15 protein-coding genes (1 of these 15 cut by a window edge) are annotated in these 16,252 nt (G+C 58.0%); 11 read left to right on the forward strand and 4 right to left on the reverse strand.

Features of this window, described 5'->3' with window-relative positions; all coding sequences use genetic code 11:
* Positions 1-51: 51 nt before the first annotated feature.
* Together gbdR and gabP are read right to left on the reverse strand one after the other, a co-directional pair.
* Entirely contained in the window at positions 52-1,164 is a 1,113-nt protein-coding gene (gene gbdR / locus AB4O40_RS28135) for a choline metabolism transcriptional regulator GbdR (RefSeq protein ID WP_409079473.1), read from the reverse strand.
* Positions 1,165-1,275: 111 nt separating this feature from the next.
* On the reverse strand, positions 1,276-2,676 hold the full coding sequence (gene gabP, locus AB4O40_RS28140) for a GABA permease (RefSeq protein ID WP_414914066.1): 1,401 nt from the start codon (positions 2,674-2,676) through the stop codon (positions 1,276-1,278).
* 206 nt (positions 2,677-2,882) lie between these two features.
* On the opposite strand from gabP, the gene AB4O40_RS28145 reads away from it, so the two are divergent.
* The 9 genes from AB4O40_RS28145 (at position 2,883) to AB4O40_RS28185 (ending at position 11,983) form a co-directional block, all read left to right on the forward strand.
* Positions 2,883-3,056 (forward strand): hypothetical protein, encoded by a 174-nt coding sequence (locus AB4O40_RS28145; RefSeq protein WP_162252414.1) that lies wholly within the window; start codon positions 2,883-2,885, stop codon positions 3,054-3,056.
* 118 nt (positions 3,057-3,174) lie between these two features.
* Positions 3,175-4,452: a cystathionine gamma-synthase family protein gene (locus AB4O40_RS28150; RefSeq protein WP_460056970.1), complete on the forward strand. Its 1,278-nt coding sequence runs from the start codon at positions 3,175-3,177 to the stop codon at positions 4,450-4,452.
* A 150-nt stretch (positions 4,453-4,602) separates the two neighbouring features.
* Positions 4,603-6,033, forward strand: coding sequence for an amino acid permease (locus AB4O40_RS28155; protein ID WP_056724218.1), 1,431 nt, complete (start codon positions 4,603-4,605; stop codon positions 6,031-6,033).
* Between the two features lie 60 nt (positions 6,034-6,093).
* Positions 6,094-6,984, forward strand: a complete 891-nt coding sequence (locus tag AB4O40_RS28160; protein ID WP_056724220.1) for a LysR substrate-binding domain-containing protein — start codon at positions 6,094-6,096, stop codon at positions 6,982-6,984.
* Positions 6,985-7,000: 16 nt separating this feature from the next.
* Complete coding sequence (thrC, locus tag AB4O40_RS28165) at positions 7,001-8,380, forward strand: threonine synthase (protein ID WP_056724221.1); 1,380 nt, start codon at positions 7,001-7,003, stop codon at positions 8,378-8,380.
* A gap of 22 nt (positions 8,381-8,402) precedes the next feature.
* On the forward strand, positions 8,403-8,840 hold the full coding sequence (locus AB4O40_RS28170; protein WP_056724223.1) for an Lrp/AsnC family transcriptional regulator: 438 nt from the start codon (positions 8,403-8,405) through the stop codon (positions 8,838-8,840).
* A 176-nt stretch (positions 8,841-9,016) separates the two neighbouring features.
* Complete coding sequence (locus AB4O40_RS28175) at positions 9,017-10,066, forward strand: homoserine dehydrogenase (RefSeq protein WP_056724225.1); 1,050 nt, start codon at positions 9,017-9,019, stop codon at positions 10,064-10,066.
* A 5-nt stretch (positions 10,067-10,071) separates the two neighbouring features.
* On the forward strand, positions 10,072-11,484 hold the full coding sequence (locus AB4O40_RS28180) for an aldehyde dehydrogenase family protein (RefSeq protein ID WP_460056964.1): 1,413 nt from the start codon (positions 10,072-10,074) through the stop codon (positions 11,482-11,484).
* Positions 11,485-11,878: 394 nt separating this feature from the next.
* Positions 11,879-11,983, forward strand: a complete 105-nt coding sequence (locus AB4O40_RS28185) for an excalibur calcium-binding domain-containing protein (protein WP_317850378.1) — start codon at positions 11,879-11,881, stop codon at positions 11,981-11,983.
* Positions 11,984-12,064: 81 nt separating this feature from the next.
* Here AB4O40_RS28185 and AB4O40_RS28190 read toward each other — a convergent pair whose 3' ends face one another.
* On the reverse strand, positions 12,065-12,406 hold the full coding sequence (locus AB4O40_RS28190) for a hypothetical protein (protein WP_056724230.1): 342 nt from the start codon (positions 12,404-12,406) through the stop codon (positions 12,065-12,067).
* 268 nt (positions 12,407-12,674) lie between these two features.
* Positions 12,675-14,066: an aldehyde dehydrogenase family protein gene (locus AB4O40_RS28195; RefSeq protein ID WP_223542408.1), complete on the reverse strand. Its 1,392-nt coding sequence runs from the start codon at positions 14,064-14,066 to the stop codon at positions 12,675-12,677.
* A gap of 100 nt (positions 14,067-14,166) precedes the next feature.
* On the opposite strand from AB4O40_RS28195, the gene ptrR reads away from it, so the two are divergent.
* Positions 14,167-15,045 (forward strand): putrescine utilization regulator PtrR, encoded by an 879-nt coding sequence (gene ptrR, locus AB4O40_RS28200; protein ID WP_056724235.1) that lies wholly within the window; start codon positions 14,167-14,169, stop codon positions 15,043-15,045.
* Between the two features lie 77 nt (positions 15,046-15,122).
* On the forward strand, positions 15,123-16,252 hold the 5' portion of the coding sequence (locus AB4O40_RS28205; protein ID WP_056724237.1) for an OsmC domain/YcaO domain-containing protein. Its footprint extends 1,075 nt past the window's final position; the window shows 1,130 of its 2,205 coding nt (coding positions 1-1,130); its start codon is at positions 15,123-15,125; the stop codon falls past the right edge of the window.

Genomic DNA, 16,252 nt, shown 5'->3' on the forward strand with positions numbered 1-16,252 from the left:
CGTGATCTTATAGAGTAAACCCATGCACTACGGATAAATGGGGACGGCCGATCAGCGCAATTGCGCCAGATCAGAACGATCAATCATCCGAACACTGGCAAAAGTCGATTCGTTTCGTGCCTGGTCTAGCGCTGTCAGCGGTCTGGTCGATGACTGCTGCGTAGTCGCAAGCGTTGCAGGTTTGCGACTCAATTCAGAGTTGGAACGTTCGTCGCTTGGTGGAACACCAAAGTACTCGCGATAGCATTTGGAAAAGTGTGGTGTGGACACGAAACCGCATACATACGCCAACTCGATGAGCGACAATGATGTTTGCTTAAGCAGTTGTCGCGCCCGAACAAGACGTAATCTCAGGTAGTAGCGTGACGGCGTACAGTGGAGGTATTTCTGAAATAGCCGCTCTAGCTGTCGACGTGACAGATCAACGTATTCTGCTAGGTTATCGAGGTCGAGCGGTTCCTCGATATTGGCTTCCATCAACGCGACGATCTCCTGCAGCTTGGGTTGATGAGTTCCCAGTACATGCCTAAGCGGAACGCGCTGATGGTCTTGTTCATTGCGGATGCGCTCGTAGACAAACATATCCGAAATGGCCGCCGACAATTCACGGCCATGATCGCGGCCGATCAGATGCAACATCATGTCCATTGGCGCTGTTCCGCCGGAGCTTGTGAATCGGTTCCGGTCGAGGGTAAAGAGGCTCGCGCTGATGCTGACTCGCGGGAAAGCTTCCTGCATGGCAGCCAAGCATTCCCAATGCACGCTGCACTCGTAGCCGTCGAGCAGCCCGGCTTTTGCGAGCGCCCAGCTGCCGGTGCACACACCTCCCAACCGTCTGGATTGACGCGCCAAGGCTTGCAGCCAGGTAATGTGCACGCGGGTAATCACGCTCTGGATTCCAACACCACCGCACACGATTACAGTGTCCGCCACTAATGGATTGCTCCATGAAGCATCCGGAGTGATCGGCACGCCGTCACTGGCCCAGACAGGCTCTCCACCGGGGCTGAACGTATGCCAGCGGTATAGCTCTCGCCCCGACAACTGATTGGCCATGCGCAATGGCTCTACCGCGGACGCCAGGGAAATAAGTGTGAATTTATCCAACAGCAGAAAACCAACGGATTGAGTCGTACCGTCGGACACGGTGGAGTTCGATGACATCGTGGTCATGTCCTCACAAGGAGCGATTACGGCCTGAGACACAGGAGCTTGTAATACTCCCCAGCCTCGGCGCAGGGAGTATCGGGTTCGGCGCAAACACCTCCTGGGGTTTTATCCCACTGACGTCACCCTCGCAGCCTGCGCAGGGTGACGCGACGTCACAAGGCCAATAAAGGAAATCGCCAGCGCCAGTCCAATGGTTGTGCTCACTTCGGTACGGTGCTCCGGGGTGATCATCATGACCGCCAGCGCTGCGCAAATGAACACGATCACCAGCCACGTCAGCCACGGGAACAGCCACATGCGAAAGGTCAGCTCGACGTTCTGCCGATGCAGCATCCCACGCATGCGCAACTGCGACACCGCGATGGCCAGGTACACCAGCAAGGCAATCGCGCCGGAGCTGGCCAGCAGGAAGTCAAACAGCCCGGCGGGCATGAAGTAGCTCCACACAGTGATCGCCGCGCCCAGCACGGTGCTGGCGATGACCGCTGCCCGCGGCACGCCTTCGGATGAGGTCGCCTTCAGCGCCTTCGGCGCATCGCCACGACGGCCCAGCGAGTAAAGCATGCGCGAGGCAATGTAGATCGAGGAGTTCATGCAGCTGGCCACGGCAATCAGTACTACGATGTCCACCATGAACTTGGCATGAGGAATGTTCATGATTTCCAGGGCCCGCTGGTAGGAGCCTACCTGGGCGAGCAGCGGATCGTTCCAGGGCACCACGGAGATGACCACGAAAATCGACAACAGGTAAAACACGCCGATGCGCCAAATCACCGAACGCGTGGCCTTGGCAATGTTCTGCGACGGGTTGTCGGATTCGGCGGCGGCGATGGTGACGGCTTCAGTACCAATGAAGCTGAACATGATGGTGATGAAAGCGCCGACTACCGCCGACAGGCCATTGGGGGCAAATCCGCCATGCTCGGCCATCAGCCCGCTCAAACCGCTGACTTCCCGATCGGGCACCCAGCCCATCAACACGGCAAAACCCACGGCGATGAAACCTATGATCGCCACGACCTTGGCCATGGCGAACCAGAACTCGAATTCGCCGTACTTGGAGACACTGAACAGATTGGTGATCACCAACGCAATGATCGACACCAGGGCGAACAGCCAGGCATCGATCTGGGGAAACCACTGGTTCAACACATGGCCGGCGGCCAGTGCTTCGATAGGGATAACCAGCACCCAGAACCACCAGTACAGCCAACCGATGGTGAAGCCTGCCCAACGACCTATTGCCTGGTCGGCATAGGTGGAGAACGAGCCGGTGTCCGGGTTGGCCACCGCCATTTCACCTAGCATGCGCATGACCAGAACGACGAGCAGGCCGGAAAATAGATAGGCCAGCAGGACGGCTGGGCCGGCAGCTGCAATGGCATGTCCTGAGCCAACGAACAAACCGGCGCCGATGATACCGGCGATTGACAGCATGGTGACGTGACGAGGCTTGAAGCCCTGCGCCAATTGGCCATTCGAATCCTTGGAGCTCGGGCTGATCATTTTTTTACTCTTTGGCGATCGACATTCAAGCGTTCTGAGTGAGGGGGAGGCGATCATGGGGGCTTGCTGTTGCCCCTCCTGAAAGCGACAGTCCTCAACGCTACTGTTCTATAAGCTCTGTCACTGCGATGTGACCAGCGCAGTGAAAAGTTGCGCCACCTTACCCGGCTTGTCCGACAATCCAGATACCTGATCGCGCCACCTCCGTGCCTGATATCGACACGGGAAACTTTGCACTCGCAGTAGAGGCCGGAGGTTTGGCAGCCGCGCGCGATCAAGGAAAAACTCACGTTATCGGAGTATTGAATGCCGATGTCGCACCTGAAAGAGATCGTTTCGTTGCCGCAACTGACCTGAATCTGCGCCATCACAGCCATTAAAAAAAGCGGCCCTTTGGCACCGATAACATCGTTTCTCGGCGGCGCTGCTTTTCAATATATTGGCCGCCAGATCCGGTGAGTGACTCAACATTCGCCCCCCTCAGTGCGAGTAGTCTTTATGAATAAAAAACCAGGCAACGCAGGGTTTGTTAATGCGGGTGCGGGAACCCGTGCCGTGTGGGGTGGGGAGCAAGTCAGGCATCCCTACAACGCCACCCAAACCCCCATCGTAGTCAGTGCTGCATATGGTTACGACGACATAGATGTCTGGTACGACGTAGCGTTGGGCAAGGCCCCCGGCTTTATTTACAGCCGTATGAGCAACCCGACAGTCGAGACCCTTGAGGCAAAGATTCGCGAGTTGGAGCAGGCCGAATCCGCCGTGGCTTTCAGCAGCGGGATGGCGGCGATCAGCAGTGTGCTCTACACCTTCCTGGCCCATGGCGATCGGGTGGTGTCGACCAAGGACAGCTATGGCGGCACCAACAAGATTTTCGAAGAGTTCCTGCCGCGCACCGGTGTGAACGTGACGTTGTGCGAGACATTCGATCACGAAGAAATTGAACGCGAAATCGCCAAGGGTTGCCAATTGGTGTATCTGGAAACGCCAACCAACCCGACGCTGAAAGTACTCGATATCGAGCGTCTGGTGGCTGCGGCCAAGCGCGTCGGAGCCATTGTGGTGGCGGATAATACCTTCGCCACGCCGTTGAATCAGAACCCCCTGGCGCTGGGTGTGGACGTGGTCATTCACAGTGCCACCAAATTTCTCAGCGGCCACGGTGACGTGCTTGGCGGTCTGGTGTGCGGTAGTGAATCACTGATGGCCAAGGTGCGTCATTACCGGGAAATCAATGGAGCGACGCTCGACCCGTTCTCCGCCTACCTGATCATTCGCGGCATGAAAACGTTGGTGCTGCGCCTGCGTCAGCAGCAACGCAGTGCCCGCGCACTGGCCGAGTACCTCTGCGTCGAACCCTTGGTGGAGTCGGTCAATTATCCGGGTTTGCCCGGCCATCCGAATCATGCGGTGGCGTGCGCGCAAATGTCCGGCTTCGGTGCAATCGTCAGTTTTGTCGTGGTGGGCGGCATGGACACGGTCAAGGTGCTCTTGCCACGACTGCGATTCGCCCACTGCGCGGGCAATCTCGGTGCGGTGGAAACCATCTACGGTCCGGCGCGAACCACCAGCCATGTCGAGAACACGCTGGAGGAACGACTGGCCCTGGGTATTTCCGAAGGGCTGGTGCGGGTCTCTGTCGGCATCGAGGACACCGATGATCTGCTCGACGACCTGAAACAGGCATTTGCATTTGTCAGGGGGGCGGGCAACGAACCCGCACAAGAAAGTACCCAGATTTCAATCAATGAAAATTGCACCGAAGTTGCAGGCTGAAGCGTTAGCGCTAAACCTCACTACAAGGATGTGAGTGGGGCGTTCATGAAGTGGAATAATAATAAAACTTAGTGGCGACCTGTTTTTACTCTGCCCAATCAGTCATTGCAGACGTTAATTCGTGCCCTAATAACTTTCATGAGAACAACCATGTCCATAAAAGAAGAACAACTTCATTCGCGTTCCGGTTTTAAACAGGAAATGCAAACACGGCATATTGTCATGTTGGCGTTAGGCGGGGTCATCGGTACCGGGCTGTTTCTCACGTCCGGGTATACGGTTAACCAGGCCGGTCCCTTGGGCGCGGTGATCGCTTACATCATCGGCGCGCTCATGGTTTACATGGTGATGATGTGCCTGGGCGAACTGGCGGTGCAGATGCCGGAAACCGGTTCATTCAGCACTTACGCCACCCGATTTCTCGGGCCTGGTACCGGCTATACCGTGGCTTGGTTGTATTGGCTGACCTGGACGGTGGCCATCGGTTCTGAGTTTACCGCCGCCGGCATCTTGATGGTGCGCTGGTTCCCGGATACACCGGTGTGGATCTGGAGTGCGCTGTTTGCGGGCCTGGTGTTTCTGACCAATGTGATTTCGGTGCGCCTGTTCGCTGAAACCGAGTTCTGGTTGTCACTGGTTAAGGTGGTGACCGTAATAGTGTTTCTGATGATCGGCGGTGGCGCGATTCTCGGTCTGCTGCACATCGAACAGGGCCACAGTATCGGGTTGAGCAACTTCACTCGCGAAGGACTTTTTCCTACGGGAGTCATGCCGATAGCCATGACGTTATTGGCGGTGTCTTTCGCGTTCTCCGGCACAGAGCTGATCGGTATTGCCGCGGGGGAAACCAAGGACCCGCAGCGCAATGTGCCGCGTGCCATTCGCACGACGGTGCTGCGCCTGGCGATCTTTTTCGTGGGGACCATTTTCGTCCTGGCGACGCTATTGCCCCGAGAACAGGCCGGCCTGGTAGAGAGTCCATTCGTGACTGTGTTCACCTACATCGGGATTCCCTATTCAGCAGACATCATGAACTTCGTGATCATCAGTGCCTTGCTGTCGGCCGCCAACTCCGGTTTGTATGCCGCGTCACGGATGATCTGGACGCTGAGTGACCAGGGTCACCTGCCCAAGCGATTCTCGGCACTGACGCGTATGGGCACGCCGCTCAACGCGATCATCATCAGCATGGCGGGTGGGGCTGCCTCGTTGCTCAGCAGTGTGTTCGCCGCCGATACCATCTATCTGGCGCTGGTGTCGATCTCCGGATTGGCGGTCGTAGTGGTATGGATGAGCATCGCTGCGAGCCAGATTGCTTTCCGTCGTCACTATGTGGCCAACGGCGGTGACATCCGCGACTTGAAATTCCGTGTCCGGGGTTATCCATGGGTGCCGTTGGGAGCGCTGGTCTGCTGCAGTCTGGCGTGTGTCGGGATTGCGTTCGATCCGGAGCAGCGAGTGGCGTTGTACTTCGGTTTGCCCTTCATCGCCTGGTGCTATTTCGTGTATTACATTACCCGCAAAAGCCGCGAGCGACGCTTGTCGGTTGCCCCCTTGGCACAACCGTCCGACGCGTTCTAGTCAGCGTCGACGGGATGGGCAAGCGTGCTCGGTGGAGGGGGCGTCCCAGAGGTTCAAGCCATGAAGCAAAAGACGCTACCCCCATTGAACTGGCTGCGGGCATTCGAGGTGTCTGCCCGCTGTTTGAACTTCACCCATGCCGCCGAAGAACTGTTTTTGACCCAGGGCGCAGTCAGTCAGCAGATCCGCCAACTGGAAAGCCATCTTGGGGTGGCACTGTTCAAGCGCTTGCCCCGTGGCTTGGGACTGACCGAGGAAGGCCAGGCGTATCTGCCGGTGGTGCAGGATGCGATCACGCGACTGGCAGTGGGGACCAACGAAATTTTTGGCCAGCACAAACGTCGGCCGATCAAGGTACGTGGCAGCCTGGCGTTCTTCGTGCATTGGCTGGCGCCCAAGCTGGCGGGGTTTAGCCAGGCGCATCCGCATGTCGATATCCGCTACATCAGCAATATCTGGGTAAAGGAGCTGGACGGTGAGGATGACATGGAGATTCGCTGGGGCCACGGTCAGTGGCCCGGCCTGGTGTCGCAGCGCCTGACCTGGGACACGTTGTTCCCGGTCTGCTCGCCGGACCTGATGGCGAAGTCGCCGCTGACGGTCCCTTCGGACGTATCGCACCATCCGCTGTTGCATGTTCTGGGTTACGAAGAGGGTTGGGGTTACTGGTTGAACATGGTCGGTGCAGACACCGTCGACTCTTCGACCGGCATGCAGTTCGACACATTGATCTCGACTTTGCGCATGGCCGAGTTAGGTCAGGGGATTGCCCTGGCCCGGTCCTCGATGGTGGAGGAGATGCTTCAGGATGGACGGCTGGTCGAACCCTTTACCCAGCGTATCGAAGCCAGCGAGTCTTTTTACCTTGTGCGCGGTTCCGGGGCCGAGCAGCACCCGGACGCGGTGATGTTTTCCACCTGGCTGGTCGAGCAGGCACATCGTTTCAAATGAATGGCCGGAGCCAACCATGCGTTATGTGAGTACCCGAAATTCGGCCGTGCAGGTCGACTTCGAACAGGTCGTATTGTCTGGCATTGCCGAGGACGGTGGGCTGTTCGTACCGCTCGAACTGCCGCTGTTTGAAGCGCAGGACATCGCCAACTGGTCGACCTTGCCCTATGACGAACTGGCCTACAGGGTGATCAGTCCGTTTGTGGGAGAGGCGATCCCCGAGACAGACCTCAAGCGCATGCTCAAAGAGGCCGGTAGTCAATTCAGCCATCGTTCCCTGGCGCCATTGCATCAGGTCGATCGTAACGAATGGGTGCTGGAGCTGTTCCACGGCCCGACTCGCTCCTCGAAGGATTTTGCCGCTCAATTGCAGGCACGACTGGTGCCGTATTTTCTGCGCAAGCGCGGGCGTCGCGGGGTGGTGATCGGTGCCACCAACGGCGATACCGGGCTGGCGGCCATCGAGGCGTTCAAGCACTGCGAGGACACCTCCGTGGTGGTGTTTTACCCGGAGGCGGGCGTACCCCGGGACCAACTCCAGCATCTGCAAGCAGCGGCGCACCCAGGGGTCTATCAGTTCGCGGTCAACGGCAGCTTCGACGAGTGTCAGAACATCGTCACCCGGCTGTTCCGACAATGGCCGTATGAGCAGCACGAGGTGATCAGTTTCAACTCCAGTAACTGGGTCAGTGTGTTGGCGCAACTGGTGTTTTACTTCCATGCCGTGTTGCAACTGGGAGGCGGCCAGCGTCCGATCGGTTTCAGTGTGCCTGCGGCGAGTTTTGCCGAAGTGTATGCAGGCTACATCGCGCAAAAAATGGGCCTGCCAATCACCCAGATGATTGTTGCGACCAACCAGAATGACGCGTTGCACCAGTTGTTTCAGAAGAACCACTACAGCAGGTCACGAGCCAACAAGACGCTTTCGCCTGCCATGGACCTGTCGATCTTTTCCAATCTGGAACGGTTCCTTTGGGAGCTCTACGGGCATGACGACCAGGCGGTGTGTGCCCTGATGGAGGGGTTCGAATCCAGCGGCGAGATGGTCATCGCCAACGAGTTCTGGTTGCAGGCGCGGATGATCATCGACTCTTACGCAGTCAGTGATGAGCAGACGCTGACGGAAATCACCTCGCTGTATCGCGACACGGGATACGTCATCGACCCGCATACGGCCACTGGCGTGCTGGCCGCCCGGTTGTATCGGCGAAGCCTGGTGGCGCCAATGGTGACCCTGGGGGAAATCTCACCGGTCAAGTCGGCGGCACTGCTTGGCGAGTTGGGCATCAGTGTGGCGGGGCTGCAGCCTGAGGTCACGACACAAGGACAGGCGCAGGTTTACCGGATTCAACCGGACGACCTCGACACCATCCATGAGCGGCTCGGCGCGCTGTGAAGGCGCGACAACAGGAGGCCAAGTGAAGCGAATTCTGGACCCTCTCGATGAACACATCATCGCGCAACTACAGCTCAATGCCAGGGCTGCACACGCCGAACTGGCGGCCAAGGTCAATCTGTCACGCAATGCGGTGCGCCAGCGCATAGAAAGACTTGAACGCGACGGGGTAATACAGGGGTATACGATACGCACGGGGGAGGGGCGACAAGCCACGTCGAACATCAATGCGGTGATTTTCGTTTACCGCTACGACCGGATGCGGGGGGCGGAAGTGTTGCAGGCGCTGCGGGCCATTCCGGAAGTCATCCAGTGCGATGTCATGAGCGGCGAGTTCGACCTGATGCTGCGGGTGGGCGCTGCGAGCCCACAGCGGGTGCACAAGGTCTGGACTGAAATTGCCGCGTTGCCCGGGGTGGAAAATACCGTGACCTCCTTTGTGCTGTCGTCTGTCGTATAGCCCATTTTTCGTATTGCTAAAAGCCAACCTGTGTTGGCTTTTTTTATGGCTGAAGCATTGTCATGACGGTGGTCAAAACGCCCACAAAATAGAGCAAATTGACCTATTTCACTGCCCTGGGCCCAGCCCTAACCTAGTGCCCAACAACCCATCACCCGGATCAAGGGCATAACAAAATGACTGAATACAAATTGGCGCTGGTTGGCTTTGGCGGTGTTAACCGGGCATTGGCTCAGCTGATTGCCGAACGTAACGAACAGTGGAAAACAGAACTGGGTTTCACCCTGAAAATCGTCGGCGTGACTGACTTGTTTCTCGGTTCGGTGATTGGCCGCGAAGGGCTGGACGCCAATGTGCTCGCCCAATTGCCGGCAGTCAAAGGTGCATTGGCGCAACTGCCGGGTGGCGACGTCACAGCCCTCACTGAAGCGGTGATCAAGGATTGCGGCGCGGACATTATTGTTGAAGCCACGTTTACCAATCCGGTGGACGGTGAACCGGCAACTTCGTTCTGCCGTTGGGCGCTGGAGGGCGGCCAGCATGTCGTCACCACCAACAAGGGCCCGATCGCCTTGCACGGCGCCGAGCTCAAGGCACTGGCTCGACGCAAGCATGTCGCCTTTGAATACGAAGGCTCGGTCATGAGCGGCACGCCGGTTATCCGCCTGGCCAGGCAGGCGCTGGCCGGCAGCTCCATTGTCGGTTTTGAAGGAATTCTCAACGGCACGTCCAACTTCGTGCTCACCAGCATGGAAGGCGGCCTGGGGTTTGCCGAGGCCGTCAGCAAGGCTCAGGAACTGGGTTACGCCGAAGCCGACCCGACGGCGGATGTCGAGGGTCATGACGTACGCCTCAAGGTGGTGATCCTGGCGAATGAACTGTTGGACGCGAAGCTGACGGTCAGCGACGTCACGTGCAGCGGCATTTCGTCCCTCAGCCTTGGCGACATCGAAAAAGCCCGGCAGGACGGCGCTCGCTGGAAGCTGATCGGGTCGGCGATGCGCCATGCCGACGGCTCGATCAGTGCCAGTGTCGAACCGCGGCTGTTGAACAACGACCATCCGCTGGCCAGTGTTGGCGGCGCGACCAATGCGGTGTCGTTTACCTCGCAACTGCTCGGTGCGGTAACAGTTTCGGGGCCGGGAGCAGGGCGTACGGAAACAGCGTTTGCGCTGCTCTCGGACATCATCAGCATCCATCAATCCATTGCCCGCAACCAGGAGTAAACCCTGTGAAATTATCGCGCCTGGTTCTGGATATCGTGGAGCCGCCCATTGAAGTCTTTAACGCCTATGACGGTTCCCTCATAGGTAGCGTGACGAATGTCTGTGCGTCGCAAGTTCCGCAGTTGTTGGAGACGGGACGCAGTGGTGCACGAGCGTGCGCCGCGTTAGCGCGTCATCGTCGGGCGCGCATTCTTGAGCAAGCCGCAATCAACATCGAACAGGATGCCGGTGTGTTTGCCAGGCTGATCGTCGACGAGGCCGGGAAGACCCTCAAACAGGCGCAAAAAGAGGTCAAACGTTGCGTCAATACCCTCAAGCTGTCAGCCGAGGAGGCCAGGCGCAATGCCGGGGAGGTGGTTCCCTTCGATGCTTATGAAGGCTCCGAATCGCGTCAGGGCTGGTTTTCTCGCGAGCCCTTGGGCCTGATCGTGGCGATCACGCCGTACAACGATCCGTTGAACCTGGTGGCGCACAAACTCGGTCCGGCCATTGCGGGCGGTAATGCGGTGATTCTCAAACCCTCCGAGCTCGCGCCATTGTCGGCCATTAAACTGGTGTCTTATCTGGTCGCGGCAGGCTTGCCTGAATCAGTGGTTACCGTCGCCACCGGCGGCGCGGAGCTGGGCAAGGCGTTGGTCGCCGCCCGTGAGGTGCGGATGATTTCCTTCACCGGCGGTTTCGTCACCGCAGAACAGATTGCCCGCACGGCCGGGTTGAAGAAACTGGCCATGGACCTGGGCGGCAATGCGCCGGTAATCGTCATGGACGATTGCGACCTTGAGGCCGCTGTCGAGAGTTGCGTGTCCGGAGCCTTTTGGGCAGCGGGGCAGAACTGCGTAGGCACTCAGCGCTTGCTGATTCAGGCGTCGATTTATGAAGCGTTCCGAGAGCGTTTTGTCAGTCAGGCCCGCGCGCTTGTGGTCGGCGATCCATTACTGGCCGTTACCGATATCGGCCCCATGATTACCGCGCAAGCCGCGCAGAATGCCGAGCAAGTGGTAAACGAGGCCCTGCAAGAGGGCGCCACGTTGCTCTGCGGCCATCGGCGTGAAGGATCGTGCTATGCCGCCACCGTGTTGGAAAACGTCGATCATGCCAGTCGACTCTGGCGCAATGAAGTCTTCGCACCGGTGGTGGTACTGCAATGCTTCGAGAGTTTCGATGAAGCCATCGCGTTGGCCAATGAGCCCGAATACAGCCTGCATGCCGGGATCTTCACCAATGATCTGGCAACCGCGATGAGCGCCGCACGGAGGATCGAGGCCGGGGGAGTGATGATCAACGACTCTTCCGACTACCGCTTCGATGCGATGCCGTTTGGCGGTTCCAAGTACGGTAGCCTGGGCCGGGAAGGGGTGCGTTTTGCCTACGAGGAAATGACCCAACCCAAGGTTGTGTGCCTTAACACGTTGGGTTAGTCGATTCGCGATAAATGGATCAGGTCGTATGGCATTGGGTCGGTGTGGTCACCGGCCCAATGCGTTTTGCTGAATGGGGAGAAGTAAAAGGTGGAGTATTGCCACTGAGCTGAAAGTCGCCAAGAAATTCGCCGGCAGGTTGTATATGGAATAGTGGGTTAAGCTGGAAGCAGGCAACGTGAGAACACAAACGGTCTCTCATCATGGATGGATCAAGATGAAACTGATTTTGGTTTTGCTTGTTGTTGGTCTGTTGGCTTGGAAGTTTTTCCCTGAATTACAGTCCTGGTTTGAGGCTCGGCCATCGAGCCCCCAAAGAATCTCTGCGGTCTTGATTGCGCCAAAGCCTGTTTCGGCTCCAGTCAAATGCGATGGGCGCAAATATTGCTCGCAGATGACTTCATGCGCAGAGGCCACAAACTTTCTGCAAAATTGCCCAGGAATGGAAATGGATGGCGACTACGACGGGATACCTTGTGAGAAGCAGTGGTGCCGGTGACTACTCGCCGCTTATCGCCAGGCTGCATGAGTTCCTGGCACAGGTCCGCATCCGCTACATCCTGGCAGCGGTTGCGATGATCTATGCCTGAATTCCAATATCACCCTGTGCAGCCTGTAACGCTCGCTCTTCGGTCAGCGGCATGAAAACTGGCTGCGTATTGCTGGCGTGCAAGTAAAGAAAGTAGTGCCCTGAGTCGTCCAGCAATACCCGGTACAGCTCTGATGGCCGAAAGTTGTTACCGATATAAATACTTTCCTTGAGGATCTCGAAAGACTTGAGCCCATGCTCTCGCATCGTAGTTTCAAAGGCTTCGTAGAGACCTTCTCTGCGGCGCCGATTGTTTCGAGCATTCAGCTTGAAAAAAATCACCATCAGCACGGCATAGCTGAAAAGGAGTATCACAAGGGCGCTAGTTCGCATGGGGGGAGCTCCATGTTCTCTCAATCGCTGTGCATCTCAGTGTAGGTGCGTTTATGGTGGAATCTGCAGCTCATCCCAAGGTGACGGCGCAAGCGCCGGGCCTTTGGATTCCTGGTTTAGCAGGCCCATATGTCACCAACATCTCAAGCGATGGACGTAACGGCTTGAACAGGGATTGCTCACCATGCAGGAACTGCGAGCTGACCTTCCCATTCAATAATGAAAACAGAACCCGGCCACCGGGCCGGGTTCGGAACGCAAGGCCCCCTTAACGCCGATCCAGCCAGACCGTCTGTGCATTACAGAATTCGCGCACCCCGAAGTGCGAGAGCTCCCGGCCAAAGCCGCTCTTCTTCACGCCACCAAAACTGACACGCGGATCGCTGGCGCTATAGCCGTTGATGAATACGCCGCCGGTTTCAAGTTCGCCTGCCATCTGTCGGGCAAGTTCGGCATTGCGCGTGTAGAGGGTGGCGGTGAGGCCGAACTCGCTGTCATTGGCCAGCTCCAGCGCATGGGCGGCGTCTCGGGCCGTGATGATTGAGGCCACAGGACCAAACAACTCCTGTTTGAATGATGTCATTTGATCGGTCACGTCGCCGAGTACGGTGGGCGCATAGTAGTTGCCGGGGCCTTCAGCCTTGTTTCCACCCAACAGCAGCTTCGCGCCTTCTTCCAGTGTGTCGCGCACCTGTTGATCCAGTTCGTCGCGCAGGTCGAAGCGAGCCATCGGGCCGATATAGGTGGTGCTGGCCAGTGGGTCACCGACAACCAGTTGTCGGGTGGCTTCGACGAACTTGCGGGTAAATTCCTCGACCACGCCTTGCTCGACAATCAGGCGTTTGGCGGCGGCGCAGACTTGCCCGGTGTTTTGATAACGCCCGATCACGGCGGCTTTCACCGCCTCATCGAGGTCGGCGTCGTCGAGCACGATAAATGGGTCGGAGCCACCCAGTTCCAATACGCATTTCTTCAGTGCTGCTCCCGCCTGAGCACCGATGGCCATACCCGCACGTACGCTACCGGTGAGGGTGACGGCCGCGATGCGTGGGTCGGCGATCGCCTTGGATACACCTTCCGGGGTGACGTTGATGACCTCGAAAACACCTTCGGGAAAATCCGCTTGCCTGAAGGCCTCCAGCAGCAGGTAGGCGCTACCCATGACGTTTGGCGCGTGCTTGAGCACGTAGGTGTTGCCGGCGAGCAGGGTGGGGACCGCGCCGCGCAGGACTTGCCAGATGGGGAAGTTCCACGGCATCACGGCGAGAATCGGGCCGAGGGGGCGATATTCAATGCGTGCCTTACCGCCTTCAACCAGGGTCGGTTCCGGGCTCAGCATGGCGGGGCCGTGTTCGGCGTACCACTCGCACAGCTGCGCACATTTTTCAATTTCACCGCGGGCCTGGGCAATCGGCTTACCCATTTCCTGGGTGATCATTTTCGCCATGGCCTCTGCATTGTTGCGCAAGGCCTGGCCGAGGTTGATCAACAGCTGCGCGCGCTGTTCAACCGGTTTGCCGCGCCAGGCACGAAACCCGGTAGCGGCCCGCGTCAGCGTGGCCTGCAGTGCCGAATCGGATTCGAAAGGGTAATGGCCGATCTGCTCGCCCGTGGTCGGGTTGATTGAAATGGCATGGGTAAGGCTGGATACGTTGGTCATGGCACCGTCCTGCGAGGTAGGAATGTGCTCAGGGTATGGGGCTATATGTTTTCTGGAAACTGAATAATACTGAGCGTAACGTTCACGTTTGGAGAATGACTTGGATCTGGTTCAGCTCGAAATTTTCAAGGCTGTCGCCGAGCACGGCAGCATCAGCGTGGCCGCCCAGCATATTCACCGGGTGCCATCGAATCTCACGACCCGAATCAAGCAGCTTGAGCTGGACCTGGGTGTGGACCTGTTTATTCGCGAGAAGAGTCGCTTGCGCCTGTCGCCAGCCGGCTGGAGCTTTCTGGATTACGCTCGGCGCATTCTCGACCTGGTTCAGGAGGCGCGCGCCACCGTGGCGGGTGAAGAACCCCAGGGAGCCTTCGCCCTGGGTTCGCTGGAAAGTACTGCCGCGGTACGTATTCCAGAGCTGTTGGCCGCCTATAACCAGAAGCACGCCAAGGTCGAGCTGGACCTGTCCACCGGCCCCTCCGGGACCATGATCGATGGGGTGCTGTCGGGGCGGCTGGCCGCTGCATTTGTCGATGGTCCGGTGTTGCATCCGGCGCTGGAGGGCGTGCCTGCATTCGAGGAAGAAATGGTCCTGATCGCACCGCTCAACCATGAGCCGATTCATCGGGCCAAGGACGTGAATGGCGAAAATATCTATGCCTTCCGCTCCAACTGCTCCTATCGCCATCACTTCGAAAGCTGGTTCGCCGATGGCGCGGCGGTGCCCGGCAAGATTTTCGAAATGGAGTCCTATCACGGCATGCTGGCCTGCGTCAGCGCCGGTGCCGGCCTGGCGCTGATGCCCCGCAGCATGCTCGAAAGCATGCCTGGATGCACGACGGTCAGCGTCTGGCCGCTGTCGGAGTCGTTCCGCTATCTGCGCACCTGGCTGGTGTGGCGCAGGGGAACGGTGTCGCGGAGCCTGACGATGTTTGTGCGTTTGCTTGAGGAGCGCGGTGTGGCGTTGATCGATAAATAGTGGAAAGTTAACGGTCAGTGCCGAAAAACCGGATAATGGCGGCCAAATCGTTTAGCTCGTTATTCTGGTAATCGCACATGGAAATCAAGGTCAACTTTCTCGACAACCTTCGACTTGAAGCCAAGTTCGACGACTTCACGGTGATCGCCGATCAGCCCATTCGCTACAAGGGCGATGGTTCGGCACCGGGGCCGTTCGATTACTTCCTGGCTTCGTCGGCGTTGTGTGCGGCGTACTTCGTGAAGTTGTACTGCGAGACTCGCAATATCCCCACCGAAAATATCCGCCTGTCGCAGAACAACATTGTTGACCCGGAAAACCGCTACAACCAGATTTTCAAGATTCAGGTTGAATTGCCGGCGGACATCTCCGCCAAGGACCGCCAGGGGATCTTGCGCTCCATCGACCGTTGTACGGTAAAGAAGGTGGTGCAAACCGGCCCTGAGTTTGTGATTGAAGAGGTCGAAAACCTCGACGCCGATGCCCAGGCGTTGCTGATGCCGCACTCGACTTCTGAAGCGGGCACCTACATTGTGGGCAAGGACCTGCCGCTGGAGCAAACCATCGCCAACATGTCGGGCCTCCTGGCCGACCTGGGCATGAAGATTGAAATCGCTTCGTGGCGCAATATCGTTCCCAATGTGTGGTCGCTGCACATCCGCGATGCGCACTCGCCGATGTGTTTTACCAACGGCAAGGGTGCAACCAAGGAAGGTGCGCTGGCATCGGCACTGGGCGAGTTTATCGAGCGCCTCAACTGCAACTTCTTCTACAACGATCAGTTCTGGGGCGAGGACATCGCCAACGCGGCGTTTGTGCATTACCCGGACGAGCGCTGGTTCAAGCCGGGCCCGAAGGACGAACTGCCGACTGAAATCCTCGACGAGTACTGCCTGAAGGTCTACGACCGGGATGGCGAGTTGCGTGGCTCGCATCTGTACGACACCAACTCCGGCAACACCCAGCGTGGTATTTGCTCACTGCCGTTTGTGCGCCAGTCGGACAATGAGGTGGTGTACTTCCCGTCCAACCTGATCGAAAACCTGTTCCTGAGCAATGGCATGAGCGCCGGCAACACGCTGGCCGAAGCCCAGGTGCAGTGCCTGTCGGAGATCTTCGAGCGCGCGGTCAAGCGCGAAATCCTCGAAGGTGAAATGGCCCTGCCGGACGTGCCGCAGGAAGTGCTGGCGAAATACCCGGGCATCCT

Source organism: Pseudomonas sp. S2_F07, from assembly GCF_054668325.1.

Bases quoted from the DNA above. Each gene is read 5' to 3' on its own strand.
- AB4O40_RS28160 (WP_056724220.1), top strand. From the start codon at position 6,094: ATGAAGCAAAAGACGCTACCCCCATTGAACTGGCTGCGGGCATTCGAG.
- gbdR (WP_409079473.1), bottom strand. From the start codon at position 1,164: ATGTCATCGAACTCCACCGTGTCCGACGGTACGACTCAATCCGTTGGT.
- AB4O40_RS28185 (WP_317850378.1), top strand. From the start codon at position 11,879: ATGACTTCATGCGCAGAGGCCACAAACTTTCTGCAAAATTGCCCAGGA.
- AB4O40_RS28150 (WP_460056970.1), top strand. From the start codon at position 3,175: ATGAATAAAAAACCAGGCAACGCAGGGTTTGTTAATGCGGGTGCGGGA.
- AB4O40_RS28190 (WP_056724230.1), bottom strand. From the start codon at position 12,406: ATGCGAACTAGCGCCCTTGTGATACTCCTTTTCAGCTATGCCGTGCTG.
- thrC (WP_056724221.1), top strand. From the start codon at position 7,001: ATGCGTTATGTGAGTACCCGAAATTCGGCCGTGCAGGTCGACTTCGAA.
- AB4O40_RS28155 (WP_056724218.1), top strand. From the start codon at position 4,603: ATGTCCATAAAAGAAGAACAACTTCATTCGCGTTCCGGTTTTAAACAG.
- gabP (WP_414914066.1), bottom strand. From the start codon at position 2,676: ATGATCAGCCCGAGCTCCAAGGATTCGAATGGCCAATTGGCGCAGGGC.
- AB4O40_RS28195 (WP_223542408.1), bottom strand. From the start codon at position 14,066: ATGACCAACGTATCCAGCCTTACCCATGCCATTTCAATCAACCCGACC.
- AB4O40_RS28175 (WP_056724225.1), top strand. From the start codon at position 9,017: ATGACTGAATACAAATTGGCGCTGGTTGGCTTTGGCGGTGTTAACCGG.